Origin of the sequence: Mycobacterium sp. 29Ha (assembly GCF_032883055.1) — a bacterium.
In the GTDB taxonomy this organism is placed as follows: domain Bacteria; phylum Actinomycetota; class Actinomycetes; order Mycobacteriales; family Mycobacteriaceae; genus Mycobacterium; species Mycobacterium gallinarum.
This window is the reverse complement of record NZ_JAMQTI010000015.1, coordinates 154,754-179,894: the sequence shown is the minus strand read 5'-3', so window position 1 is coordinate 179,894 and position 25,141 is coordinate 154,754. Positions and strand designations below refer to the sequence as shown.

25 protein-coding genes are annotated in these 25,141 nt (G+C 67.0%); 9 read left to right on the top strand and 16 right to left on the bottom strand.

Annotated features, from left to right (window positions below):
• The first annotated feature begins 92 nt into the window (after positions 1–92).
• Entirely contained in the window at positions 93–953 is an 861-nt protein-coding gene (locus tag M1248_RS20490) for a hypothetical protein (protein ID WP_410506703.1), read from the top strand.
• Between the two features lie 18 nt (positions 954–971).
• Here M1248_RS20490 and M1248_RS20485 read toward each other — a convergent pair whose 3' ends face one another.
• The 4 genes from M1248_RS20485 to M1248_RS20470 form a co-directional block, all read right to left on the bottom strand.
• Complete coding sequence (locus M1248_RS20485; protein ID WP_163732137.1) at positions 972–1,448, bottom strand: GtrA family protein; 477 nt, start codon at positions 1,446–1,448, stop codon at positions 972–974.
• 73 nt (positions 1,449–1,521) lie between these two features.
• Complete coding sequence (locus tag M1248_RS20480) at positions 1,522–2,355, bottom strand: rhomboid family intramembrane serine protease (RefSeq protein WP_317149557.1); 834 nt, start codon at positions 2,353–2,355, stop codon at positions 1,522–1,524.
• A 2-nt stretch (positions 2,356–2,357) separates the two neighbouring features.
• Positions 2,358–2,765 carry a VOC family protein gene (locus M1248_RS20475; protein ID WP_317149556.1) on the bottom strand — a complete coding sequence of 136 codons (408 nt, stop codon included), beginning with the start codon at positions 2,763–2,765 and terminating at the stop codon, positions 2,358–2,360.
• On the bottom strand, positions 2,762–3,436 hold the full coding sequence (locus M1248_RS20470; protein ID WP_317149555.1) for a nitroreductase family protein: 675 nt from the start codon (positions 3,434–3,436) through the stop codon (positions 2,762–2,764). Before M1248_RS20470 ends, M1248_RS20475 begins: the two co-directional genes overlap by 4 nt.
• Before the next feature lie 292 nt (positions 3,437–3,728).
• Here M1248_RS20470 and M1248_RS20465 point away from each other — a divergent pair, with 292 nt between their 5' ends.
• The 3 genes from M1248_RS20465 to lipE all read left to right on the top strand — a co-directional run bounded on the left by M1248_RS20465 (position 3,729) and on the right by lipE (position 6,087).
• Complete coding sequence (locus tag M1248_RS20465; RefSeq protein WP_317149554.1) at positions 3,729–4,127, top strand: heme-binding protein; 399 nt, start codon at positions 3,729–3,731, stop codon at positions 4,125–4,127.
• A 104-nt stretch (positions 4,128–4,231) separates the two neighbouring features.
• A complete protein-coding gene (locus M1248_RS20460) occupies positions 4,232–4,855 on the top strand; it encodes a hypothetical protein (protein WP_317149553.1) in 624 nt (207 codons plus the stop codon).
• Positions 4,852–6,087 (top strand): lipase LipE, encoded by a 1,236-nt coding sequence (gene lipE / locus M1248_RS20455; RefSeq protein ID WP_317149552.1) that lies wholly within the window; start codon positions 4,852–4,854, stop codon positions 6,085–6,087. The genes M1248_RS20460 and lipE overlap by 4 nt, the downstream gene beginning before the upstream one ends.
• Here the strand turns inward: lipE and M1248_RS20450 are convergent, their stop codons facing one another.
• From M1248_RS20450 to M1248_RS20430, 5 genes are read right to left on the bottom strand one after another with little or no spacing between them, the layout of a single operon-like run.
• Positions 6,088–7,206 carry an FAD-dependent oxidoreductase gene (locus tag M1248_RS20450; RefSeq protein ID WP_317149551.1) on the bottom strand — a complete coding sequence of 373 codons (1,119 nt, stop codon included), beginning with the start codon at positions 7,204–7,206 and terminating at the stop codon, positions 6,088–6,090.
• 43 nt (positions 7,207–7,249) lie between these two features.
• Positions 7,250–7,672, bottom strand: a complete 423-nt coding sequence (locus M1248_RS20445) for a PPOX class F420-dependent oxidoreductase (RefSeq protein WP_317149550.1) — start codon at positions 7,670–7,672, stop codon at positions 7,250–7,252.
• A 29-nt stretch (positions 7,673–7,701) separates the two neighbouring features.
• A complete protein-coding gene (locus M1248_RS20440; protein ID WP_410506702.1) occupies positions 7,702–8,520 on the bottom strand; it encodes a glutaminyl-peptide cyclotransferase in 819 nt (272 codons plus the stop codon).
• A 21-nt stretch (positions 8,521–8,541) separates the two neighbouring features.
• A complete protein-coding gene (gene hrpA, locus M1248_RS20435; protein WP_317149548.1) occupies positions 8,542–12,438 on the bottom strand; it encodes an ATP-dependent RNA helicase HrpA in 3,897 nt (1,298 codons plus the stop codon).
• Between the two features lie 15 nt (positions 12,439–12,453).
• Positions 12,454–13,128, bottom strand: a complete 675-nt coding sequence (locus M1248_RS20430; RefSeq protein WP_317149547.1) for a helix-turn-helix domain-containing protein — start codon at positions 13,126–13,128, stop codon at positions 12,454–12,456.
• A gap of 169 nt (positions 13,129–13,297) precedes the next feature.
• On the opposite strand from M1248_RS20430, the gene M1248_RS20425 reads away from it, so the two are divergent.
• Positions 13,298–13,642 (top strand): hypothetical protein, encoded by a 345-nt coding sequence (locus tag M1248_RS20425; protein ID WP_163732172.1) that lies wholly within the window; start codon positions 13,298–13,300, stop codon positions 13,640–13,642.
• Here M1248_RS20425 and M1248_RS20420 read toward each other — a convergent pair.
• The gene (locus tag M1248_RS20420; protein ID WP_163732175.1) at positions 13,639–14,532 is read right to left on the bottom strand and encodes a mycobacterial-type methylenetetrahydrofolate reductase; all 894 of its coding nucleotides are present in this window, start codon (positions 14,530–14,532) and stop codon (positions 13,639–13,641) included. The genes M1248_RS20425 and M1248_RS20420 overlap by 4 nt on opposite strands.
• Positions 14,533–14,654: 122 nt before the next feature.
• Between M1248_RS20420 and M1248_RS20415 the strand changes: the two genes are divergently transcribed.
• A complete protein-coding gene (locus M1248_RS20415) occupies positions 14,655–16,130 on the top strand; it encodes a protein adenylyltransferase SelO (protein ID WP_163732178.1) in 1,476 nt (491 codons plus the stop codon).
• 51 nt (positions 16,131–16,181) lie between these two features.
• On the opposite strand, the gene M1248_RS20410 is transcribed toward M1248_RS20415, so the two are convergent.
• The 5 genes from M1248_RS20410 to M1248_RS20390 all read right to left on the bottom strand — a co-directional run bounded on the left by M1248_RS20410 (position 16,182) and on the right by M1248_RS20390 (position 20,395).
• Positions 16,182–16,634 (bottom strand): carboxymuconolactone decarboxylase family protein, encoded by a 453-nt coding sequence (locus tag M1248_RS20410; protein WP_163732181.1) that lies wholly within the window; start codon positions 16,632–16,634, stop codon positions 16,182–16,184.
• A gap of 112 nt (positions 16,635–16,746) precedes the next feature.
• A complete protein-coding gene (locus M1248_RS20405; protein ID WP_317149546.1) occupies positions 16,747–17,502 on the bottom strand; it encodes an SDR family oxidoreductase in 756 nt (251 codons plus the stop codon).
• Positions 17,503–17,592: 90 nt separating this feature from the next.
• Complete coding sequence (locus M1248_RS20400) at positions 17,593–18,174, bottom strand: TetR/AcrR family transcriptional regulator (protein ID WP_163732189.1); 582 nt, start codon at positions 18,172–18,174, stop codon at positions 17,593–17,595.
• Positions 18,175–18,187: 13 nt separating this feature from the next.
• The gene (locus tag M1248_RS20395; protein WP_163732193.1) at positions 18,188–19,144 is read right to left on the bottom strand and encodes an oxygenase MpaB family protein; all 957 of its coding nucleotides are present in this window, start codon (positions 19,142–19,144) and stop codon (positions 18,188–18,190) included.
• A 66-nt stretch (positions 19,145–19,210) separates the two neighbouring features.
• The gene (locus M1248_RS20390; RefSeq protein ID WP_317149545.1) at positions 19,211–20,395 is read right to left on the bottom strand and encodes a metallophosphoesterase; all 1,185 of its coding nucleotides are present in this window, start codon (positions 20,393–20,395) and stop codon (positions 19,211–19,213) included.
• 99 nt (positions 20,396–20,494) lie between these two features.
• On the opposite strand from M1248_RS20390, the gene helR reads away from it, so the two are divergent.
• On the top strand, positions 20,495–22,663 hold the full coding sequence (helR, locus tag M1248_RS20385) for an RNA polymerase recycling motor ATPase HelR (RefSeq protein ID WP_317149544.1): 2,169 nt from the start codon (positions 20,495–20,497) through the stop codon (positions 22,661–22,663).
• A gap of 2 nt (positions 22,664–22,665) precedes the next feature.
• Here helR and M1248_RS20380 read toward each other — a convergent pair whose 3' ends face one another.
• The gene (locus M1248_RS20380; protein WP_163732199.1) at positions 22,666–23,385 is read right to left on the bottom strand and encodes an NUDIX hydrolase; all 720 of its coding nucleotides are present in this window, start codon (positions 23,383–23,385) and stop codon (positions 22,666–22,668) included.
• 29 nt (positions 23,386–23,414) lie between these two features.
• Between M1248_RS20380 and M1248_RS20375 the strand changes: the two genes are divergently transcribed.
• Positions 23,415–23,879 carry a MarR family winged helix-turn-helix transcriptional regulator gene (locus M1248_RS20375; protein ID WP_163732202.1) on the top strand — a complete coding sequence of 155 codons (465 nt, stop codon included), beginning with the start codon at positions 23,415–23,417 and terminating at the stop codon, positions 23,877–23,879.
• The gene (locus M1248_RS20370; protein WP_317149543.1) at positions 23,876–25,126 is read left to right on the top strand and encodes an MFS transporter; all 1,251 of its coding nucleotides are present in this window, start codon (positions 23,876–23,878) and stop codon (positions 25,124–25,126) included. Before M1248_RS20375 ends, M1248_RS20370 begins: the two co-directional genes overlap by 4 nt.
• Positions 25,127–25,141: the final 15 nt, after the last annotated feature.

Genomic DNA, 25,141 nt, shown 5'->3' with positions numbered 1-25,141 from the left:
ACAACTCGTAGTAGTCCCATCTCGGACTTACACAGAATTCGTGACAGGCTCCCGACTGCGACGCCAGAAACGCTGTACCGAGTGCGGTCGTCGTGCACGTCATCGCGCACGAGGAGTCGCTCACTGATGACACCCCGGTGCAGTTGGACGGCGACGAACCCGTTGACCCCGACCAAAAACCGTGGCAGGAGATGACCTGGCGAGAACTGCTGGCCCCCCGCCCACCCGAACCCAAGGTCATCGCCCATACCCCACCGGCCGCCATCATGGGTCGCGGGATGCTGCCCGCCCCCGTGTTGGCGGCCAAGATCGCCGGTTCGGCGAAGATCGTCCCAATCGTGCATCCCGGCAACAAACCCCCCGAGCCGCGCTACCTCCCGTCGGCGGTGCTGGCCACCTTTGTGCGGTGTCGGGATATGACGTGCCGCTTCCCGGGCTGTGATCACCCCGCCTATGGCTGCGACATCGACCACACCATCGCCTACCCGGTCGGCCCGACCCAGGCGTCCAACCTCAAATGCCTATGCCGAAAACACCACCTGCTCAAAACATTCTGGGACTGGCAGGACCAGCAGTTCCCCGACGGCACCGTGCAGTGGACCTCACCGCAGGGCCAGACCTACACCACCTATCCCGGTAGTCGAATCCTGTTCCCCACCCTGTGCCGACCCACCGCACCGGTCACCGTCACGCCCTCGACCGCCACCACCGACCCGGCCGCCCGTGGGCTGGCCATGCCGCGGCGCACCCAGACCCGAGCCCAGAACCGCACCCAAGCCATCACCGACGAACGCCGACTCAATCAAATTCTGGTCGACGCTGAGACCGAAGAACGGATGCGCAATCGCCAACAAGGCGACGATCCAGACCGGAGTCCCGGAAGTGCTTGCGACGAAGGCTATTTCCCCACCCGGTCACGACCGCCAAGAGACGACGACCCAGCGCCGTTCTAAGCACACCGCCCGCCGCAGCTATTTCCGGAAGACCACCCAGCGCATCATGGTGTACATGTACACCGCCTCGCAGGCGCCCGCTCCGAGGCGTGCGATGCGGTAGTCCACACCCAGCACGGTCAGCAGGCTGGACACGCCGAGGATGAACGCGAAGTAATTCACCGCCACCACGACGACGTAGATGGCGAACTGCGGCCCGACGGGCGCGTGCGAGGAGAAGTTGAAGATTCGGTTGAGGACGTAACTCAATGCGAACGCGCACGTGTACGCCACTGTCACCGCGATCGGCACCGGCACCGCCAACACCCCGTGCAGCAGGTACAGCAGCACCAGATCGACGCCGAACGTGAAGCTGTTGATCAGACAGAACCCGAGAAACGTCGGCGCAACAAGGGAACTCAGCCCGAACGGCAGGAGGGCGACCACCTTGTCACAGAACCGGTGGAACCGTTCGACCACTCCCGTTCTGGCAGGAGTCGCCGACTCGACCGTCACATGTCCACGCTGACATGCACGAGTGTCCAGCGGTTGAGCAGCGGGCGAATTCCCGAGGTCGTGTCGCGACCCGTCAGGCTACACCGAACGGCGACAGCAGACTTGCTGTGCGCCACCAGATCAACACCAAGAACAACAGCAGCAGTCCCACCAAGGCGCCGCCCTGCACAGCGTTCTGGTTCTTCCGCGGCGCGTACGCGTACGCCGTTGCGATAGCCGCACCTGTGACGAGCCCGCCGAGATGGCCCTGCCAGCTGATGTTGGGCACCACGAACGTGATGACCAAGTTGATCACGATGAGTCCGATAACCCATCGAGTGTCCATGTTCAGCTTTTTGCCGATCACGAATGTCGCGCCGAAGAGGCCGAACACCGCACCAGAAGCGCCAGCGGTCTGGCCGTTGAGCGTCGACAGCAGATACACCGCGACCGACCCACCGAGCGCGCTCATCAGGTAGAGCGAAGTGAACCGTAACCGGCCCAGCGCGATCTCCAGCGGTGGTCCGATCACATACAACGCCCACATGTTGAAGACGATGTGCATCGGGCCGTAATGCAGGAATGCCGATGTCAACAGCCGATACCACTCCCCGTCGGCCACCGCCGGGGAGAACAGCACCAGCGCGCGCTCCAGTTCGGACGACATCGTCTGCAGCACGAACATCACGACGTTGATGCCGATCAACACATAGGTGACCAGCGGCGTGGCCGCCGGCACACCGCCGAACTGTGTGCGGGCCTGCCGGACCGTCTTGGCGCCCTCGCCAACACATTCGGCGCACTGGTGCCCGACGGCTGCGTCGCGCATGCACTCGGGGCAGATGTAGCGGTTGCAGCGGTTGCACCGCACATACGTCGCGCGGTCAGGATGCCGATAGCAGGTCGGCGCCTGCGGCGGGGTGGTCATGCCTACAGCGTGCCGAACAATTCGATCCAGTTGCCATCGGGATCGGCGACGAACATCCAGCCCATGCCCGGGACCGGCTCGAACTCGGTGAGCGGCTCCACCACCTCATACGGCGACTCGGCGAACGTCTTCGACAACCCGGTCAGATCCTTGACCCCGATCGTGAAGTAACGGACTCCGGCCGCCGCGCGCCCACCACCGGGTGTCGCGGGTAACAGCGGCGGCGTCGTGAACGTCACCAGCTTCAAGACGCTGCCACCCAGCGAGTAGCGGCGCTGCGAACCGCCGGGAAACTCGATCTCACCCTGGAATTCGAGCTCGAGGAAACCCTCATAAAAGGCGACCATCGCCTCGAGATTCGTCGTCACCAGACCGACCTCGATGCCCGGCGAGAGCAGATCCAGTTTCACGTGCGCCTCGCTTCTCGAGAAGTGTTGTCCACCAGCAGGTCTGCTGGAGACTGGTCCCAATGATCCAGGTTGACGACCACTTCGAGCGATCGCCGCCGGACCGGACCGTGGCGGCCTTTGGGCCAACCGACGACCACATGTCCGGCCATCATCCAATCCTCCGGCACACCGACGGCATCTCGCAGCAGCTGCTCACCGCCATAGGAGGCCCAGCTCGTCAGGCACGCACCCAGCCCCTGGGCGCGTGCGGCCAACAGGAAGTTCTGCATCGCAGGAAAGATCGAACCACCCAGCAGCAGTTCGGACGCCGTCGGGAAGCGTTTCTGGGTGAACAGCACCGAGGTGAACTCCCCCGCCCGGTCGTGGAGCTCGTAGGTCGCACGGTTGTCGCGTGCACGCCTGCTGTCGTCGTCAGGGGCGGGCCTGCTCATCCCGTAGACCGGCTCGATCACCTCGAGCGCCCGCGCCGCCGCCGTCGCCACCGCCGAACGCTGCTGCGGCGACCGCAGCACTATGAACCGCCACGCCTGGGCATTGGCGCCCGACGGCGCCCAGGTCGCCGCCTGCAGGCATCGGACGAGGGTGACGTCGTCTACCGGTTCGGCGGTGAAGCGCCGGATCGTCCTGGCAGTGGCCATCACTTCCCACACGTCGTCACTTACACCCGGCATGCGCACGAACCTACTGCCCCATCGCGTAACGATTAGGTCTCTATCGAAATCACGATCAATTAAGAATGCCCGCCGAAACATGAGGAATTTCAAGATCTGTACGACCATCTGGTCGCGGGCTTATCGAATTCCGCCGAAATTGCGGCATAAATCACGCCCTAGATGTGTAACGCCGTCGGCGCAGGCAGAGGGCGCTATCGATCCATCAGATGACGCGTCATTTGTTTCGCTACCGTGGAATTCGGGAACGGGGGCAACAGCGACAATTCGCAATTCAAAGGGAAGAAGACATATGAAGTTCACCAGTATCTCAGCTCGTATCGCCGGCGCCTGCGCAGCAGGATCGCTGCTCGGTGGCCTGGCCGTCGCGACCATCGCCGCACCGTCAGCAATGGCAACTCCTGCCGGCTGCAGCGCCAGCGAGCTGTCGGGCACCGTCAGCTCGGCGACCGGTTCGGCTCAGGCGTACCTCGCCAGCCATCCGGGCGCCAACGCGGCGGTCACAACCGCGTTCAGCCAGCCCCGCGACCAGGCGGCGGCAACCCTGCGCGGGTACTTCACCGCCAACCCGGGTGAGTACAACGACCTGCGCGGAATCCTGTCGCCGATCGGCGACAAGCAGAGCCAATGCAACGTCGCGGTACTGCCGCCGGACCTCGCATCGGCATACAGCCAGTTCATGGCCGGCTGAGCCCACCACATCACGAAGCGGAAGCCCGTCGTCACAGCCCTGCTGCGGCGGCGGGTTTCCGGCCCGGAAGTAACACTTTCCGCTGACGCTTAGACTCACTTGTTATGAGGCCGACGAGAACTTCAGCGCTCGCGGCGGCGCTGCTGATCACCGCCGGCGTTTCCGCTGCTTACGCCAATGCGCAACCCAGCACGGAGCCGGCCCCGGTGCCCGCCCCGTCCGAAACGCCCGCACCGGACGGGCAGCCCTCCGCGGAGGCGGCCCCGCCCGGCCCGAAGACGACCATCGACGCCGACGGCACCTACGCGATCGGGAAAGACATCGTCCCGGGCGTCTACTCGTCCGCGGGTCCCATTCCCGACGGCGCGGCGTGCTACTGGAAGCGGACCGCCGGCGATGAACTACTCGACAACGCGCTCACCAAGAAGCCGGCGGTGGTGCAGATCCTCGCGAACGACTCGACGTTCACGACGAACGACTGCCAGACCTGGGCACTGACCCCCAACGCCCCACTGCCGCGACAGGCCGGCCCCGCCGACGTACTGGGTCAACTCGCCCCGCTCATCGGTACCGGCATCTTCAACGGCGGTAGGTCGGGTCCGCCCGCGGCGAGGTCGGCACCGGCCGCCGAGGCGCCGGCCGCAGAGGCGCCGGCTGCAGAGGTGCCCATCACAGAGACTCCGACTGAGCACATGCCCGCGACGGGCGCAGCCCCCGGACCGGGGTGACCGCCGACGGCCGAATCCGCGTACCGGCGGACCTCGACGCCGTCACCGCGATCGGCGACGAAGACCACTCGGACGTCGACCCGGCATCGATCGAACGGATCTGGGCGGCGGCGCGGTACTGGTATCAGGCGGGCATGCACCCCGCGATCCAGCTCTGTCTGCGGCACAACGGCAAAGTCGTCCTGAACCGCGCCATCGGCCACGGCTGGGGAAACGGGCCGTCGGACCCGCCCGACGCCGAAAAGGTTCCCGTCACAACGGATACACCGTTCTGCGCGTACTCGGCGGCGAAGGCCATGACGACGACCGTCGTGCACATGTTGGTGGAGCGGGGCGAATTCGCGCTCGACGACCGCGTCTGCGACTACCTGCCCACCTACACCAGCCATGGCAAGGACCGCACCACCATCCGGCACGTGATGACGCACAGCGCGGGTGTGCCGATCTACCGCGGCCCGCGCGTGGACCTCAAGCGCATCGACGACAGCGAGTACACCCGCGAACAGCTCGGCGCGCTGAAACCCCTGCACCGGCCCGGGCTCGTGCACATCTATCACGGGCTCACATGGGGTCCGCTGGTGCGCGAGATCGTCTCGGCTGCCACCGGCAGGAACATCCGCGAGATCCTCGCCACCGAAATCCTCGACCCACTCGGGTTCCGCTGGACCAATTACGGCGTTGCGCCCCAGGATGTTCCGCTGGTGGCACCCAGCCACGCCACCGGGAAACCCATGCCCGCACCAATGGAAAAGGTGTTCAAGCTTGCCGTCGGCGGGTCGATGCACAAGATCATCCCGTTCTCCAACTCGGAGCGGTATCTCACCAGCGTCCTGCCGTCCTCCAATACCGTGTCGACGGCCAACGAGCTATCGCGGTTCGCCGAGATCTTGCGCCGCGGCGGCGAACTCGACGGAGTGCGGGTGCTGCGGCCGGAGACCCTCAAAGCCGCAACAACCGAGTGCAGGCGGCTACGCCCGGATGTCGCCACCGGTCTGGTGCCCGCACGCTGGGGAACGGGATACCTGTTGGGCTCCAACAGGTTCGGTCCGTTCGGCCGCAACGCGCCCGCCGCCTTCGGCAATCTCGGCCTGAGCAACATCGCGGTATGGGCCGACCCCGAACGCCGGCTGGCAGCGGGTCTCATCAGCAGCGGCAAACCCGGTGCGCATCGGGAGGCCAACCGCTACCCGGCGCTGATGGACCTCATCGCCTCCGAGATGCCGCGCGGCTGATCAGACGGTGGGCTGGTTGTCCCGCACCCCGCGGTAGATTCCGCGCCGCACGATCAACGACATCAGGATCCGCTCGAACGACCATGCGGGGAACCGAAACGGTTTTCCGTTCGGCGCAAACACCTCGAGGCCGTCGGACTGGATACCGAGGATCGAACCCCAGCGTCTGCTCGCCGGACGGAAGGAGCGCAGCGGCCGATCGGCAAACTCGGCCATGATGTTTCGCGCGAGCAGACCGTCGGCGCGGTTGCGCGCCGAACTCCGCAGGGGATCAGTGGCGGCGACGTCGCCGATGGCGAAAACACCACGGTGACCGGGCACCCGGAGCTCAGGGGTGACGCGCACGAACCCGTGCTCGTCGAGCAACTCCGCGGGCAGCCAGTCGGTGTTGGGCCGAACCCGGCCGATCGCCCACAGCACGGCGTCCGCGGATGCGGCCGATTGTCCGGTGCTGAATTCGACTGGCCCACTCGTGATGTCGTCGAACTCGAAGCCTTCGGGAATGACCGCGCGGTGGCCGGAATGCAACTGCACCCCGGCCTCGACCAGTCTCTTGCGCACCTGCTCCCAAGCCCGGTCGTGATGGTGTTCCAGCGCCCGCTCGCCGGGGAAGTACAACGCGACCGATTTTCCCGGCCACGTTCTGGCCACGTTGTACGCACTGCTCACCGCGGCCGCACCGCCACCGATGACGATCACCGATTCGGCAGCGGCCATGCGGTCGTGTGCGGAGCGCAGCCCGCTGACGATCTCATCGGCTGTCTGCAGATCGGGCCTACGCCAGAAGCCGTTCGTGACTCCCGTCGAGATCACCAGCGCGTCATACGGTTCGGCGGCGGCGATGCCGTCGGGACGGTTCAGGAAGACCTTGCCGGCTTCGAGGTCCACGCCGGTGAGCGTCCCCTGTACGGTGCGCACCCGGTCGAGACCGCGGAACCTGTCGAACGGGATCCAGTTATGCCGTGCCCACTCTGCGGGCCGGGACAGCCGCCAACCCAGCTCCTGCCCGCTGACCAGGCCCGGCTTGGACGAGATGCCGATGACCTCGGCGTGCTTGGCTAGTTTGATCGCGGTCAGCACACCGCTGTCGCCGAGCCCGGCGATGACCACGCGTCGCATCCGGTCACCATAGCCGGGCTAGGTATTTTCGTGCGACGGGGCGTCAGCGGAGCTTTTCGCCGTAGACGCGCTCAACGGTCATCGTCATCAGCACCCGGCGGTCGGACACCATCACCGACCGGTACTCCTCCCAGTCCGGATGCTCACCAGCTGCCTTGCGGTAGTAGTCGACGAGCGCCTGCACCTCGGGGCCGTTCTCGTCGGCGCCGGGCCCGGTCAGCGTCACCGATCCCTCGGCGGTGGCCCAGGCCCATCCGTCGGAACTCGTGACCTCGATCGCGGCGCGCGGATCCCGGCGCACATTGGCGGTCTTGGCGCGACCCTCGGTCATCGACACGTAGATGACGTCGGCGTCGCGGTCGTAGAACGGTGTCACCGGGGACAGCTGCGGAAGGCCGTTGGCCTTGATCGTGGCCAGTACTCCGAGTCGGCTGTCGGCGAGCAGCGTGCGGGGGTCAAAGGTCATGTGTGGGGCAACCCGATCCGGCGCGGCGACTATTCCGATGGGGCGTCGATGCGGACCCGGTACATCTTGGGCCAGTACTTGCCGGTGATCAGGTACTCGTCGCCGTCGATGTGGGCAATGCCGTTCAACACCTTCTGACGGTCGCGGCCGGCGTTTGTGGCCAGCTCACTGGCATCCACGGCGGTGTTCACCTCGCCGGTCCCGGGGTCGATCCGCACGATCGTGTCGGACGTCCAGACGTTGGCCCACACCTGGCCGTCGACGCATTCCAGCTCATTGAGGTTTCTCAGCGGGTCGCCGTCGCGCGTGACCGCAACCGAACCCGTCTCGGCGAACGTCTCCGGATCGTGGAAGAACAGCCGGTCGGACCCGTCGCTGCGGACCAGCCGATCCCCGTCGGCGCACAGTCCCCAGCCCTCGCCGTTCACCGGGACCTCGCGCAGCGGGGTCATGGTGTTCTTGTCCCACTCGACGGCCACCTTGTTCTGCCAGGTGAGTTCCCAGATCCGGTCGCCGACGACTGTGATGCCCTCGCCGTAGTAGTTGTTGGGCGCTGCGGCAGCGCGCAGGACCGCGCCCGTTTCCGGGTCGAGTTCGCGCACCTGTGAGGCGCCCGCGACACCCGTGCCCTCGTAAAGCTTGGGACCGTCGAGCTCCAAGCCCTGAGTCCAGGCCGTCGTATCGTGTGGCATCTCGGCGAGCACCTCGGGCTTGATCGTCGGCACCGGGCCCTTCACCGTGGTGGTCTCGCTGGGTGTCGATTCGCTTCCGCAGCCGGCGACCAGCACGCTCACCGCGGCTGCCCAGATGACCGCGCGCCGGCCCCGCCATCGGTCACTGTTTCCCATAGCTCCCATAGATACCCGTCCTCACGGTGTGACGGCGTCGATCGCCCGGTAGATCCGCTTCTCGCTGACCGGCCGTGGGGTGCCGAGCTGCTGTGCCCACAGGCTGACCCGTAGCTCCTCGATCTGCCGGGCGATGTCGCGGATGTCGTCGGCGCCCGCGCGGGTGGGCGACAGCGCACCGATCAGGTCGTCGAGCGCGTCCTGGACATCGTGCACGCGCTGCATCCGTTCGCGGTCCGCGCCGACGGCGTGCGGCAGCCGCTCGAGTCGACGGTTGATGGCGGTGAGGTAGCGGGTGAGGTCGACCAGCCGGCCGGCCCCGGTCGCGGTGACGAAGCCCTTCGGCATGAGCCTGGCGAGCTGGTCGCGTATGTCGGCGATCGCGTCGGCCTGCGTCGGCGGCGGCGCGGCGGGCAGCGCGAGGTCGACGTCGTGGGCCGCGGCGAGCACCTTCTCGACCTGGCCGAGGATCGCCTGCGTGGTGGGTACGAGTTGTTCGGCGACGCGGTCACGCAGCGCATTGAACTCGGCGCGGGTCCACACGGGTACCGGCGCAAGCCGGCCGGTCGCCGCGTCGGCGCAGTCGTCGAGCAGCGCCGCGAGCGACCCGTCAGGGTTTGCGCCCAGTACCAGCCGGGCACGTGGATCCAGTTGGCGCTCAAGGCTCTTCACCGGCGAGGGGGCGGCCAGTCGCAGCAGCCTTCGGATACCAGGCACCATCGCGGCCGCCTGCTCGGCTTCGGTCGGGAACACGCGGATGTCGACCGCGGCTCCCGAGTCGACCAGTGCGGGGAAGCCACGCACTGCGTGCACGCCGCTGGCGCGTTCGACGGTGCGGGGTAGCTCGTCGAGATCGTCGGGCCACGTCCGCAGTCCGGTCCGTTCCAGCTCTCCTGCAACCGCTTCGGCGACGGCACGGCGAATCGGCGCGGCCAACTGGGTCTGCAGGGCCTCGAGATCCTTTCCGCGCGCGACCTCCTTGCCGTCGGACTCGACGGCGAAGGTGACCCGAAGGTGCGACGGCAGCTTGTCGAGGTCGAATGCGTCGATCGGCACGAGCACTCGGGTCAGCCGGTGCAGTTCACGCTGCAGGGCCTGCAGAATCGGTTCGCCGTCCGGCGCGATCGAGGCGAGCACGGCGCGCGCGGTGTCCGGTGCGGGAACAAAGTTGCGGCGCAGGTCCTTTGGCAGTGACTTGATCAGTGCAGTGATGAGCTCCTCGCGCAACGCCGGTACCTGCCAGCTGAATTCGTCACCGCCGAGCCGGGCCAGTACCTCGACGGGCACGTGCACGGTCACCCCGTCGTCCTCGGCGCCGGGTTCGAAGCGATACGTCAGCGGCAGTGACAGCTCGTCGGCCTGCCAGGTGTCCGGCCCCTCGGCGGCCGGGTCGTCCTTGCGCAGCAGATCGTCACGGGTCAGCGTGAGCAGGTCAGGGGTTTGGTGCCGCTGCTTCTTCCACCACGCGTCGAAGTGCTTCGCCGACACGGCGTCTGCGGGCACACGCGCGTCGTAGAACGCATAGATCTCGTCGTCGCCGACCAGCAGGTCGCGCCTGCGCGCCTTGTCCTCGAGTTCCTCCAGTTCCTCGCGCAGCCGCGCATTGTCGCGGAAGAAGTGGTGGCGTGCCTGCCAGTCGCCCTCGACCAGCGCATGCCGGATGAACAGTTCGCGGGCGACCTCAGGCTCCACCGTCGCGTAGCCGACCCGGCGTCGTGGCACCAGCGGCAGTCCGAACAGCGTCACGCGTTCGTAGGCCATGACGGCGCCGCGCTGTGCGTCCCAGTGCGGCTCACTGTAGGTGCGTATGAGGAGATCCGACCCGAGCCTTTCGATGTCCTCCGGCCTGATGCGTGCTGCGATTCTGCCGTACAGCCGGCTGGTCTCGACGAGGTCGGCGACGACGATCCACCGTGGCGGACGCTTCGTCAGCACCGAACCGGGAGCGAGGACGAACTTGACGTTGCGCGCACCCTGAAAATCGCGAGACTCGCCCTCGCGCAATCCGATATGTGACAGCAGACCGGCCAGCAGCGCCGCGTGCACCCGGGACGGATCAGCAGGTTCGGGATCGTCGGACTCCCTGATGCCGAGATCCCGGGCAATGCTGCGCAGCTGCCCCCTCAGGTCCTGCCATTCGCGGATGCGCAGATAGTGCAGGAACTCTTCGCGGCACATCCGGCGAAACGCGTTGCCCGAACGTTCCTTTCGTTGCTCACCGAGATAGCGCCACAGATTCAGGTAGGACACGAAATCCGAGTGCTCATCGGCGAACCGGGCGTGCTTCTGACGTGCGGCCTCCTCGCGGTCGGCCGGGCGCTCACGCGGATCGGGGATCGACAGCGCGGCGGCGAGCACGAGAATCTCGCGCACGCAGCCCTCTTCGTCGGCCTGCAGGATCATTCGCCCCAGGCGCGGGTCGACGGGCAGCTGTGCCAGGCGCCGGCCGATATCGGTGATGGCGCCGTGAACATCAAAGGCGCCGAGCTCCTGCAGCAACGCGATGCCGTCGCGGATGCTGCGCCGGTCGGGCGGGTCCAGAAACGGAAACGTCTCGATATCACCGAGATTCAGCGCCGCCATCTGCAGAATGACCGCGGCCAGGTTGGTCCGCAGAATCTCCGGATCCGTGTAGCGCGGACGCGACTCGAAATCTTCCTCGGAGTAGAGGCGAATGCACACACCGGGTGCGGTGCGGCCCGATCGGCCGGCGCGCTGGGCGGCCGACGCCTGCGAGATCGGCTCGATCGGCAACCGCTGCACCTTGGTCCTTCGGCTGTACCGCGAGATCCGGGCGGTGCCGGGATCGACGACATAGCGGATGCCCGGCACCGTCAGCGAGGTCTCGGCGACGTTGGTGGCCAACACGATTCGCCGCGCGCTCTGACTGGGCTGAAAGACCCGCTGCTGTTCGGCGGTGGGCAGCCTGGCGTAGAGCGGCAGCACCTCGGTGTTCTTCAGAGGACGTAAAGCCTCTGCGGTGTCGCGGATCTCACGCTCACCCGATAGAAACACCAGGACGTCACCCGGCGGTTCCGCGGATAGTTCGTCGACGGCGTCGACGATCGCCTCGGTCTGGTCGCGTAATTCGGTACGCACGACCTCGTGGTCGGGATCGTCTGGGTCGTCGCTGTCGTCGGCAACCGCCGGCACTTCCAAAGGCCGATAACGGATCTCGACCGGATATGTCCGCCCCGACACCTCCACGATGGGAGCACCCGAGAAGTGCGCCGCGAACCGTTGGGGCTCGATCGTCGCGGAGGTGACGATCACCTTGAGGTCGGGCCGTCGCGGCAGCAGCTCACGGAGATAGCCGAGCAGAAAGTCGATGTTGAGGCTGCGCTCGTGCGCCTCGTCAAGGATGAGCGTGTCGTAGCGCAGCAGTCGGCGGTCGCGCTGGATCTCGGCGAGCAGGATGCCGTCGGTCATCAGCTTCACCAGGGTGCGGTCACTGGCCTGATCGGTGAACCGCACGGTGTAGCCGACAGCGTCGCCCAGTGGTGTGCCCAATTCGTCGGCGATGCGTTGTCCGACCGTGCGTGCGGCGAGGCGGCGCGGTTGCGTGTGGCCGATCGTGCCGCGGATACCGCGGCCGAGTTCGAGGCAGATCTTCGGCAGCTGCGTCGTCTTCCCCGAACCCGTCTCCCCGGCGACGATGACGACCTGGTGGTCGGTGATCGCCTTGGCGATCTCGTCGCGGCGCTCGCTGACCGGAAGGTCGGGATAGGTGATCGCCGGCACCGCGGCCAGCCGGGTCGCGATCAGGCCTTCGCCGGCGGTGATCTGATCGGCGATCCCGCGCAGTTTGTCGGGCCCGGCGCCGCGAAGGTTCTTGAGACGCCGGCCAAGGCGTGCCGCGTCGCGGATCGTCAGGCCATCGAGGCGCTGGCGGAGCTCAGCGGCGGACAGCTCGGGCACTCGCGCCAGGATAAGTCAGGCCGGTCGCGGCACTGCAGCTAGTGTCGATTGACCGATCCACATCGGCACCGCACGGCGCGCATCGGAAGTGCCGTCGATCGACACCGATCCGTCCAGTACGGCCCGCTGCCACGACTGGTCGCCGCGCCAGATCTGCGTCAGCGCCCGCAGGCTTGTCGACACCGTCGCCGCGACGTCATATCCCGGATCGAAGTCGCAGACCTCCGCCTCACCGTCCGCGACCATCAGCCACCACGACGAGGACTTGGGCGGCGCACCCGACAGCCGGAACGCGACCACGGTCCGCGCTCTCGGCCATTCATCGAGCGGAATCGTGCGGCGGATGTCCCACATCAGCACACTCGGGTCGAGATCCTTTTCGACGAGATCGCTGAACCAGCGCACGCTCCACATCCCGAGGGCTTCGACAACGGCGACGAGTTCGCGGCCGCATTCGGTCAACGTATACACCGTGCGGTTGCCAACCTCGGACCGCTGCACGACGCCGGCGCGGGTCAAGGTTTGCAGTCGCTTGGACAGCAGCGACGGCGACATTTTCGGCACGCCGCGACGCAGATCATTGAAATGCGTGCTGCCCGCAAGCAGCTCGCGGACCACCAACATCGTCCATCGCTCGTCGAGTAGCTCCATGGCTTTCGCTACGGGACAAAACTGACCGTATCCAGACATGCGCACCCTCCCCGTGACGGTCCAGCAAACGTATTACCAGTAGACCGCTGATCGATGCCGCTGGCTACTACAGATTCGGGACCACCATCGGTACAGATCCGTGACTAGAGCGCGCGTGCCCGTTTGGCCGAGCATTTCCTCAACCGCAACTTCAGCGAAAGGAAATGACATGAACAGCTCAGCCCGCCTCCTCGCGGTCCCAACACTCGCGGTGGGACTGGTGCTCGGATCGGCCGCAGTCGCCACGGCCCTACCGGCGTGGGACATCGGAATATACGACCGCTGCATACAGAACATTCCGGACGATGTGCTGCTCGACAACAGAGGCACCGACGCAGTTCATGAATGCTGCTGGAAGTCGGGTGGCAGCTGGGACAGCAAGACCAACAAGTGCGTGGCCCCTCCGGCGGAGGGGCAGAGCGGCCGGGCGCCATTATCGCAGGTGCCAACGCATGTCCTGACACCGTCGCAGCCGGAGCAGGTGCCGGGTGGAGTGTTGACTCCGGAGGCTTAAGGCTTGTCGGGTGACCAGTAGGCAAGCATCTCCGCGAACGTCTGGAACGCCGGGACGGACACCCCGTACGTCGCCTCGAGATGGATGCTGATCGGGAACCCCAGCTCGCCGACCCCGTCGACCACCCGCTTGTACAAATCGACCATCAGCAGCCGCTTCTCCGACGGCTCGGTGGCGGCCAACTGTTTGACGAACTCCTGCTCGGCGGCGACGGCAGCGTTGCCCTGGTCCTGGATCAACCAGTTGATGAGGCCGATGTTGGACTCGACCTTCGGCACGAAGCCGAACGAGAGCAGGATCTCGGGCCGATGGTCGGTCTCCCTCGCGAAGTGGCGCAGGAACCCGACGATCGCGTCGGAGTACAGCAGCTGGGTCATGCCGTACGTCGCGCCCTGGTCGCACTTGAAGTTGAAGCGACCGTGTTCGCCCTCGCGGGTCGGGATCAGGATGACTCCGCGGTTGGGCACCAGGTCGTCGTAGATCGACAGGGCGTCCGTCGGCGCGACCCCGGACCCTTCGCCGTCGTTCATGGTGCGCGGCACACCGACGAAGGCGATGCCGTCGAATCCCGCCGAGCTCAGCTTGGTCAGCCGCTGACGCAGCGCCGCCTTGTCCAGGAACGCCGTCACCTGGGTGCACAGGCCGTTCATCGCGCTCAGCTCGGGCCTGATCTCGTTCCAGAAGTCGAGGACGTCCATCTTCGGCTTCATCTCGATCGGCCGGTCGTCGTCCTCTTCGATCATTCCGGGAATCATCACGTGCCGGATCCGGCCGTGCAGGCCGGTCTCCGCGGCGCACCTCAGCACCTTCTGCGCTTCCTCGAGCGCCCGCTCATGCCCGTTTTCGACGTTCGGCGGGACGAGCTCGAGCGCGATGGTATTCAGCGTCACCGAACTGCTCCCTGATCGAATCTCCAACGTCCCGCGGCGCGGCGGGTCCCCGATGACCGCACGCATTTGCCGGGGACCTCACCCTACAGACCGGGCCTGTCACCGTCCGTAGGCTGGGTGGCGTGAGCGTTGCACCCGACACAGGCTCCGATACGCCGATCGCCCTGGCCGACCGCTTCGCGCGCGAGTTGCCCGAGCTGGCCGTCCGCTGGCAGGCCGAAGCCGCCCCCGAGCCTCGTCTCCTTGTTCTCAACGATCCGTTGGCCACCCAGCTCGGCCTCGACGCCCGCTGGCTGCGTGGGCCCGAGGGGGTGCGGTTTCTCACCGGCAACCTGGTCCCCGACGGCGCCGCGCCGGTGGCCCAGGCCTACTCCGGACATCAGTTCGGCGGCTATGTTCCCCGCCTCGGCGACGGCCGGGCACTACTGCTGGGCGAACTCGCCGCCGTCGACGGCGGCTACCGCGACCTCCACCTCAAAGGTTCGGGCAGAACGCCGTTCGCCCGTGGTGGAGACGGTCTCGCGGCGGTCGGACCCATGCTGCGCGAATACCTCATCAGCGAGGGGATGCACGCCCTCGGTATCCCGACGACCCGTTCGCTGGCTGTGGTCGCGACGGGTCGCGCGGTACAACGCGAAACTCCGCTGCCCGGCGCGGTGCTGGCCCGCGTCGCAAGCAGCCATCTGCGCGTCGGCACCTTCCAATACGTGGCGGCCGGCGGTGACGAGGTCCTGCTGCGGCGACTGGCCGACTACGCCATTGCCCGTCACTATCCGGATGCGGCCAACGCCGACAATCCCTACCTCGCGCTGTTCGGCGGCGTGGGTGCGGCCCAGGCGGCCCTGATCGCGCAATGGATGCTCGTCGGTTTCGTGCACGGCGTGATGAACACGGACAACATGACGATCTCCGGCGAAACCATCGACTACGGGCCGTGCGCGTTCATGGAGGCCTACGACCCAGAGGCGGTGTTCAGCTCGATCGACTCCTGGGGCCGCTACGCCTACGGAAATCAGCCGTCGATCGCGGGCTGGAACCTTGCCCGGTTCGCCGAGACGTTGCTGCCGCTGATCGATGGCGATCAGGACCGCGCGGTGCAGCTCGCCCAGGAGAGCCTCACCGGTTTCGGGGTGGAGCTCCAGGCGGCGCTGGCGACGGGGATGCGCGCCAAGGTCGGGCTGGCCAAAGACATCCCTGAGGACGTGGCGACTCCGCTGATCAACGACGTACTCGCGCTGCTCGCGGAAAGCCACGTCGACTTCACCTCGTTCTTCCGCAACCTCGGCCGAGCGGCCCGCGGCGACACCGAGCCGGCGCGCGGCATGTTCATGAACCTCGCCGGGTTCGACGAATGGCTCTCGCGGTGGCGGGCGCTGAACCCGGACGCTGAGCTGATGGATCGGGTCAATCCGATATACATTCCGCGCAATCACCTCGTCGAGGAGGCGCTGGCTGCGGCGACCGACGGCGACCTGACTGCGCTGGAGCGCCTCCTGGAGGCGGTGAGCGCACCGTACGACGAACGTGCCGGCCTGGAGCGCTACGCCGAACCCGCGCCTGAGGACTTCGGTAAGTACCGAACCTTCTGCGGGACGTGACCTACGCGATGTCGGGTTCCAGCGCTGCGACGTCGCCCCGTAGTGCGGGCCCTACCCCGCCGCACCGGCGGGCACGTTGCGGAAGCTGATCGCCAGCCGGTTATAGGCGTTCATCAGACTGATCGCGATCGTCAAGTCCACCAGTTCCTTGTCGCCGAAGTGCGCCGACACGGCTTTGTAGTCGCTGTCGGGGACACCCGTGGTCGACACGCGGGTAACGGTCTCCGCCCATGCCAGGGCGGCCTTTTCGCGTTCGTCGAACAGCTGTTCCGCCTCGTGCCACACCGGCACCAGCGCGATCTTCTCGTTGGACACCCCGAGTTCGCGCAACTCGCGGGAATGCATATCGATGCAGTAGGCGCAGCCGTTGATCAGCGAGACCCTCAGGTTCACCGCGGCCAACAGCTCCGGGGCAAGACCCGATTGACTGACGTAGGCATTTGTGCCGGCAAGCACTTTCACGCCGCGGGGAGCAACTTCTGCGTAATTGATTCGTTGACTCATGACACCCAGCCTGGCAACCGGAGCGCGAAAGCGGACCCTGGAAAACCCGTAGTCTTCGACCAGCCGGCTTTACGTAGCCTTGCGCCTAACCCTCGATGAACGTCGTCCACCGCTAGGCCTTTGCGGCCGCTTCGAGAATCCACTCCTCTAACCTGGTGTCGAAGAGCGTGGCCCCGTCAGCGGGGACCAGGGTGCGTTCCTCGAGGGCGATGCCCCAATAGCGCGCCTCGGGGTCGGCGATGACCGTGCGGGTGTCGCCGCGTGCAGTCAGCGAGGTGCTGATGGCGCCGGCAAGCGTGAATGCCTCCGGCCCAGCGATTTCGACGATGCCGTTCACCGGCTCGTTGACCGCGGTGATCGCAACGCCCTCGGCGACGTCGACGCCGGCCATCGGCTGGAACAGCGCGGTGGGCGTCCGCACCACGTCACCTTCGGTCGCTGAGTCGGCGAGCGTCTTGATGAACTCGAAGAACTGCGTCGCGCGGACGATCGAGAACGGGGTGGGCCCCTCGCTGATGAGCTTCTCCTGCAACAGCTTTGCCTGGAAGTAGCCGCTCTGCGGGGCGAGCCGATCGGTGCCAACCACCGAGAGCGCGACATGATGCCGCACTCCGGCGGCCTTCTCGGCGTTGAGCAGGTTGGTGGTCGCCGTCCGGAAAAAGTCCACGGCGGCGTCGTCGAGCGTCGGTGAGTTCGATACGTCGACGACGACCTCGGCGCCTGTGAGGACCGCTGCCAGACCCTCACCGGTGAGCGTGTTCACTCCGGTTGACGGGGCGGCGGCCACGGCGTCGTGACCGTGCTCCTCCAGTGTGTGCACCAGCTTGGAGCCCACGAATCCAGTGCCTCCGATGACGACGATTCTCATGATTCGCCTTCCTGTTGGGTCGTTCCTGTCGCCAGGTATGACCGCCCAGGCATGGCTTCTGTGACAGGCGGGCTTCTGTGACAGCCCGGTTCAGCGCACGAGCGGCGCCAGGTGGGTTCTGGCGTAGGTGGCGACCGCATCGTCGTCGGTCACGTCGAGCACGCCGGTGCTGACCTGAACCAGCGAGACGGCCAACCGGATGTGCAGTTCGGAAACGGCGAGCAGGTCGTCGTCCGGCATCGTCGCGCCCGCCGCGCGCAGCGCCTTGGCCATCGAGGTGGCCGCACTGCTCAGGAAGGCTCTCGCCTCGTCGAACATTCCCGTCACCGCGGTGAAGTCGCCGTCCAACTGCAGGAACCGGCGCATCACCGGTTCACCGGTGAGTAGCCGGACCCCTTCGCGGAATGTCGCAACCGCGGCGTCGGCGGGTCCGCTGTCGATCGCCACGGTCTGCAGCCGCGCCATCGCGAAATCGAAAGTCTGCCTGCCCAGTTCGGTGACCAATGCCTCCCGGCTGGGGAAGCGCCGGTACAGGGTGCTGCGGCTGACACCCGCTTGCCGCGCGATGACTTCCATGCTCAGCCGGCCCACGCCGACGAGCGCCACCTCCTCGGCGGCGGCCTTCAGAATCGCAGCCTCCTGCTCGGTGGGGCTGGCGTTGGTGCGGCGCATCCAGTCAGCCTAATCAGCGAACGGGGCAGCCAGTCGGCGGCGCGAACGAATCCAGCGCAACCGACCGATGCACATGGACCAGTTTCTCGTATTCGATTCGATTGCGCGCCAACGGGATCAGCAACAGCTTGTCGGGAAGTACCCGCCACGCCAGCTGCAGTACACGGGTGTACAACGCGAACTCGAGGTCGTGGCGCGACTCCCACCGGAAGCCGGTCAGCTCGCGGATCCCTGGATGCAGGATGCCGAAGGAACACACCTTGAGCACGTGGCCCGCGACCGGTCGCAACACCAGCCACGGCGGCGTCAGCAGCCGGCGCAACGGCGCGGGGAGCACCAGGGTCGGCAGGGGCAGCCGGGTCAGATCGAGAGTGACCCTCTGCAGGAATGCGTTGGCCTGCAGTTCATCCCGGACCATCGATTCGTAGTAGTCCTCGGCTTCGGCATAGGTCGCAGGCAACTTCGAGTTCTTGCCCGGCAACTCGAGCGCCGAGAAGGCGTCGAGCAGTTGGGCGTAGGCGAGTTCACGTTCGGCGTCGGACAGCACGATTCCGGTACACGGCGTGAAGGAGTTGAGCACCACGAACATTCCGCTGACCGCAATCCAGTTCCACAGTTTGGGGTCGAGCGCGCTGTAGCGCACGTCGGCGAAGTCGCCGGTGCCCTTACCTCGCACCTCGCGGTGCATCGTTTTGAGTCGGTCGGCCTCGGCGACCTTGTCGGTGGCGTCGCCCCAGATGGCGAGTAGGGCCGAAAACCCGCTGCGCACACCACGATCAGCGAAGTTGGCGGCAAAACGCCCGGTCTTGTCGACCGCCGCCGCCACCGGCACCAGGGCAACCTCGTCGAATGCGGCAGCGCCGAAGAAGCCCCCGAGGGTGCTCCCGCTGTGCTTACGGAACTCGACCAGAACCTTCGGCCGTACCGATCCGGTGTCGTGCGTCGCGGAAGTCTCGGCAGCTGCGGTCATGGCGCCCTCCGATGTATCGGTTGGCACAACGATTAGCTATTTGTGTCAACATGTCAATGACCGCCGCTAAGACTCGCCTTCCAACGTCAGCACCGCGATGTCGGGCGGTGCGCCGATCCGGACGGGCGGCCCCCAGAACCCCGCCCCGCGGGTGACGTACAACTGGGTGTCGTCAACGGTCGACAGGCCCGCCAGTGACGGCTGCACCATTTCGACCACGTAGTGAAAGGGCCACATCTGCCCGCCGTGGGTGTGACCGGACAGCTGTAGGTCGACTCCGCGGGCGGCCGCCTCGGAAACCATGACCGGTTGGTGTGCGAGCAGGATCGTCGGTCGTGAGGCGTCGACACCCGCAAGGGCGCGATCGAAGTCAGGCGGGTCGTCGCGTTGCTCCCCCGCGATGTCGTTGATGCCCGCGAGATCGAACGCAGCGCCGCCGCGGCGGATCGCGGTGTTCTCGTTGCGCAGCGTCCGGACCCCGAACCGCTCCAGCTCGTTCAGCCATTCGGCAGTGTCCTCGACGAAGTACTCGTGGTTGCCGGTGACGAAGAATGTGCCCTCCGGTGCGGCCAGATCCTGAAACGGTGCGGCCGCGGGCCCGAGTTCGGCGACGGTGCCGTCCACGAGATCCCCGACGATCGCGACCAGGTCGACCTGCGCGGCGTTGATGATGTCGACGATGCGCTCGGTGTGCGCCCGCCCCACCAGCGGCCCGAGATGGATATCGGACACCAACGCGATGCGGAACCCGCCGAACGCGGGATCCAACCGCCGCAGTCGCACCGGAACCTGCAGCAGGTCAGGCGGTCCCAGCGCGGTGGCCGTGCCGACGCCGACGAGGCCGACCGACGCCGCCCCGGCGGCGACCGCACTCGCTCGCGCGAGGAACATCCGGCGATTCAGCGCATGGCGGTCGGGCTCGGCAGGCTCTTCGGCTGCTGTCGGTGCTTGCGGTTGTCGCTTGGCCCAGCCGCGCAACGCAAGCCGCGCCGGCTCGAGGGCGAGCAATGTAAGGAACAGGTAGACGAGCACCCCGAACCACAGGTAGCCCGGCCACGCGTACCAGCCGGCCTTGGAGACATCGGTGAACCGCGGCACGACGAGCGCCGCCAGCAGCAGCACCCCCAGCCCGACGAGCACCGCCGCCAGGGTCCGTCGGGTGCGGCCCGGCCGGGTGGTGTCCTTGACGAACCGCTTCCACACATAGACGTTCATGAGCGCCAGGACCGCGCTGAGCACCACGATGAACATTGGCCGCCAGCTTATGCATAAGCTGCATTGCGCCTGCTCAGAGCGGACCGTGTAGGAAGCGACAATGGAGCGACCGACCAGCTGACGATTTGGGGGCATGTGTCTAAGCAGGACTACGACGACGAGCTGCGCTCCGAGCAGACCTACGTCGACGGGTTGTACACACGGCTGGACGCCGAACGCGCGCGGGTGAAGGGCAAGTACAGCGACGCGCTCGGAGCCCCGGTGGACCGCATGGACGGCGGCACGCTCGTGGCACGCGACGTCGAGGTGCGAGCGCTGGCCAAACAAGCCGCTCGCCTCGAGGTTGCGGACGGCGGGCTGTGCTTCGGCCGGCTCGACAGCGTCACCGGCGAACGGTCGTACATCGGCCGCATCGGCATTCTCGACGAAGACAAGGAGCCGCTGCTGCTCGACTGGCGCGCGCCCGCGGCTCGCGCGTTCTACATCGCGACCGCCGCGACGCCGGAGGACATGCGGCTGCGCCGCCAGTTCCACACCCGCGGGCGACGGATCGTCGACTTCACCGACGAGGTCCTCGGCCGTCCCACCGGCGACGAACGTGGGGATGCGGCACTGTTGGCCGCGATCAACGCGCCGCGCGGCGAGGGCATGCGCGACATCGTCGCGACGATCCAGGCCGAGCAGGACGAGATCATTCGCAGCGATCATCTCGGCGTCATGGTGATCGAGGGCGGACCCGGCACCGGCAAGACTGTGGTGGCGCTGCACCGCGTGGCCTATCTGCTGTACACCCAGCGCAAGCGCATGGAACGCCACGGTGTCCTCGTGATCGGCCCCAACCCGGCGTTTCTCGACCACATCGGCCGGGTGCTCCCGTCGCTGGGCGAGTCCGATGTCGTGTTCATGACGGTCGGTGACCTCGTACCCGGTCTGCGCACCACCGCCGAGGAGGCCGACGAGGTCGCGCGGCTCAAAGGCTCGTTGAAGATGCTCGACGTGCTGGCCGCCGCCGTCGCGGATCGGCAACGGCTGCCTAAGGATCCGCTCCCGATCGAGCTGTCGGACGTCACGGTGCGCATCGACGCCGAGACCGCGGAGTGGGCCCGCGAGGAGGCACGGACGAGCGACCGGCCGCACAACGAAGCTCGCGAGGTGTTCACCGAGATCGTCACGTACGTCCTCACCGAGCGCGCGATCGCGCGGATCGGCAAGGGCTGGCTCACCCGCGACGACCGCGATGCGTGGGAACAGCTGCGCACCAACCTGATCGACGAGCTCGCCGACAACGCCGCGTTCACCGCCGCGCTCGACGAACTCTGGCCGAAGCTCACGCCGCAGACTCTGCTGTCCGAGCTGTACTCGTCGCGCGAACGTCTACGCGCCGCGAAGGCGGACGAGGTGCTGTACCGCGCCGACGGCGACGCCTGGACCATCGCCGATGTGCCACTGCTCGACGAACTCGTCGACCTGCTTGGCCGCGACAAGACCGCCGACGACACCGCCGCGCGAGAACGCAACGCCGAAGCCGCGTACGCCGCCGGCGTGCTCGACCTGCTCGTCAGCCGCGAGGATCTGATGGACGACGAGGACCATCTGCTCGCCCAGGACCTGCTCTACGCCGAGGACCTGGCCGAACGTTTCATCGAGCGCGATACCCGGGAACTCACCGAACGCGCTGCCGCAGACCGGGATTGGACCTACGGGCACGTCGTGGTCGACGAGGCGCAGGAACTGTCCGAGATGGACTGGCGGGTGCTGATGCGCCGCTGTCCGAACCGTTCGTTCACCGTGGTCGGCGATCTGGCCCAGCGCCGGTCGGCGGCCGGCGCGACGACCTGGGACACGATGCTCGAACCGTATGTGCCAGGCCGGTGGGTCTACCGTTCCCTTTCGGTGAACTACCGCACGCCCGCGGAGATCATGGCCGTCGCCGCCGCGCTGCTCGCGGAGTTCGCACCCGACATCCGACCTCCGGACTCGGTGCGCGCGTGCGGGGTCATGCCGTGGTCACGGCAGGTCACCGATGACGAGATGGCCTCGGCCATCGACGAATTCGTTGACGTGGAGGCGCAGCGGGAGGGCACCAGTGTGGTGATCGGGCCACCGGATGTGCCCGGTGCGGTGCCGCCGTCGGAGACCAAGGGTCTGGAGTTCGACGCCGTGTTGGTGGTCGACCCGGACCGGATCCTGACCATGGGACCGCGGGGCGCGGCCGAGCTGTATGTCGCGCTGACCCGAGCCACCCAGCGTCTCGGTGTGCTGCACCGTGCGCCGCTGCCGACGGCGCTGAGCGGACTCGCCTGACGCTATTTCCAGGCGAACACGGGTTGTTCGAGCTCGTCGACCGGATCGGTGCGGCCCTCGAGGCAGAGCCAGCGCAGCTGCAGCAGGACCGCGCCGGTGGGTGCGTGGATCAGGTCGTTGCCCAACGGGATCTGAACGACGGGGCGCGGGCTTTCGGGGATGGTGATGAACCGCGGCGAATCGTCGCGCTGCAATTGATGCAGCCCGACACGGTAGACCGCCACCACCTCGTCGGGTGCGGGACGCAGGTCCAGCCGGCCGCCGCCCCAGATGACCACCGGCGTGATCACGTAGCCGGACCGCGTCGGGTAGTCGTCGAGCAGACCCAGCACCGACGAGTGCGGCAGCGTGACACCGACCTCCTCGTCCAGCTCGCGTAACGCCGCGTCGACGGCATCCTCGCCCGGGTCCAGCCGGCCACCGGGCAGCGCCCACTGCGCGGGGTGCGACGTCAGCCGCGACGTCCTTCGGCAGAGCAGAAACGCGGCGCCGCCAGAGACGTCGACCATGCGGCCATCGAGGCCCTCCTCCGGCATCAGCCGACCGTCAATCCAGTCGTCGACGTTCGCGGGATCGACCCGATCCTCCCCGAGTTCGGACTCGACCAGGACCACCGCGACGGCGGCGTGCCGCTTCGTCGGATCGGTCACGGCGCGGCGCCGGTGCCCGGCGAGTTGGGCACGCACCTGTTCGCGGAGTGCGTCGTCGTAGGTCACGGTCACCGCTCGACCATAGTAAATATGTATGTGCTATGCATATATGCGTGCCGCATTCGCGATACGACCATCTCGACGAGCTGCTGACGCGCCTTCATGTCGTACGTCAGCGGCCGAGTTGGCGTCGGCGGCTCCTCGAGGGAGACCCGGTCGCGAACGTGTCGACGCTGCGCGTGCTGCGGGCCGTCGAGAACTCCGGCGACGGGGCCTCGGTCAGCGACGTCGCCGAGTACATGGCCGTCGAGCATTCGACCGCCAGCCGCACGGTTGGCGCCGTCGTCGCCGCCGGGCTGCTGACAAAGGCGTTCGCCACCGACGACCAACGCCGTTGCGTGCTGGTGCTGACCGATCTCGGCCGCAGCGCACTCGCGACTGTGACGGAGCGGCGACGCGAGTTGGTCGCCAAGACGATCGCGGACTGGCCCGACTCCGACGTCGATACCCTCGTCGCCCTGTTGGAGCGACTGACCGACCGTTTCGAGAACTCGGTGAGCCGATGACCGCTGAAGTCACCGCCCCGACCGGGCCCCGCAGCGCGCTGCGGCTGATGTTCGACCCGGTCTTCGGCGCGCTCTTCTGGGGAAAGATGATCTCGGTCGTCGCCGTGTGGACGCACGGCATCGTCGCGGCGATCGTGATGTACGACGCGACGCGATCCGCACTCATGGTGGGTCTCGTCGGCGTCGTCCAGTTCGCGCCGCAGCTGATCCTCAGTCCGACCAGCGGTAAATGGGCCGACACCGGAAACCCTGCTCGGCAGATCCTGCTCGGCCGGGTGCTGTGTGTCGCCGGCTCCGGTTTCACCGCAGCATGGCTGTTCGTCGAGCCCTCGCAGCAGGGCGTGTCCGTGGCCGCGCCCGTGCTCCTCGGGACGCTGCTCGTCGGCTTCGGGTTCGTCGTCGGTGGTCCGGCGATGCAGTCCATCGTGCCGGATCTGATTCGCGACGGTGAGCTCTCAACGGCCATGGCGCTCAACAGCATTCCCATGACGATCGGACGCATCGTCGGTCCCGCGTCCGGCGCCTATCTCGCTGCCCATCTGGGGGCGGCGGCCGGCTTCGGTGTCAGCGCCGCGTTACACCTGGTGTTTGCGGTCTGCCTTCTCATCGTGCGTTTTCCGGCGCCGCCAGTACGGTTGGACGGCACGGACTACCGCGTCCGGGTCGCCCTGAAATACGTGTGGCGCGACCGCCCACTGCTGCTGGCGTTGATCGCGGTGGGGGCGGTCGGCTTCGCCTCCGACTCATCGATCACGTTGGCCCCATCGATGGCCGATGAACTGGGCGGCGACGCACGTCTGATCGGGGTGCTGTCGGCGAGCTTCGGCATCGGCGCGGCACTGGGGATGGCGGCGCTGGCGATCATGGGCGGCCGGATGGCGTCGGCGAACGTGTCGGCGATCGGATTGGCGGGGCTGGGTGCGGGCTGCGGCGTGCTCGTGGCCGCGACGGAACCTGCGCTCGCGATCGGCGGGTTCGCGCTGGCGGGCCTGGGCTTCGGCTGGGCGATGACCGGGCTGAGCACCGTCGTGCAGGAGCGCGCCCCCGAGGAGTTGCGGGGCCGGATCATGGCGCTCTGGCTCGTGGGCTTCCTCGGGTCACGACCGCTCGCCGCCGCGCTGCTCGGCGGAACCGCCGACGCGTTCAGCGTGCACGCGGCCTTCGCCGTGGCCGCCGTGCTGTGCCTCCTGGTTGCGCTGTGGTGCCGACCGTCGAACATCACCGGCCCGCTGCCCGTCCGGGCTTGATGCCGCGTGGCATAC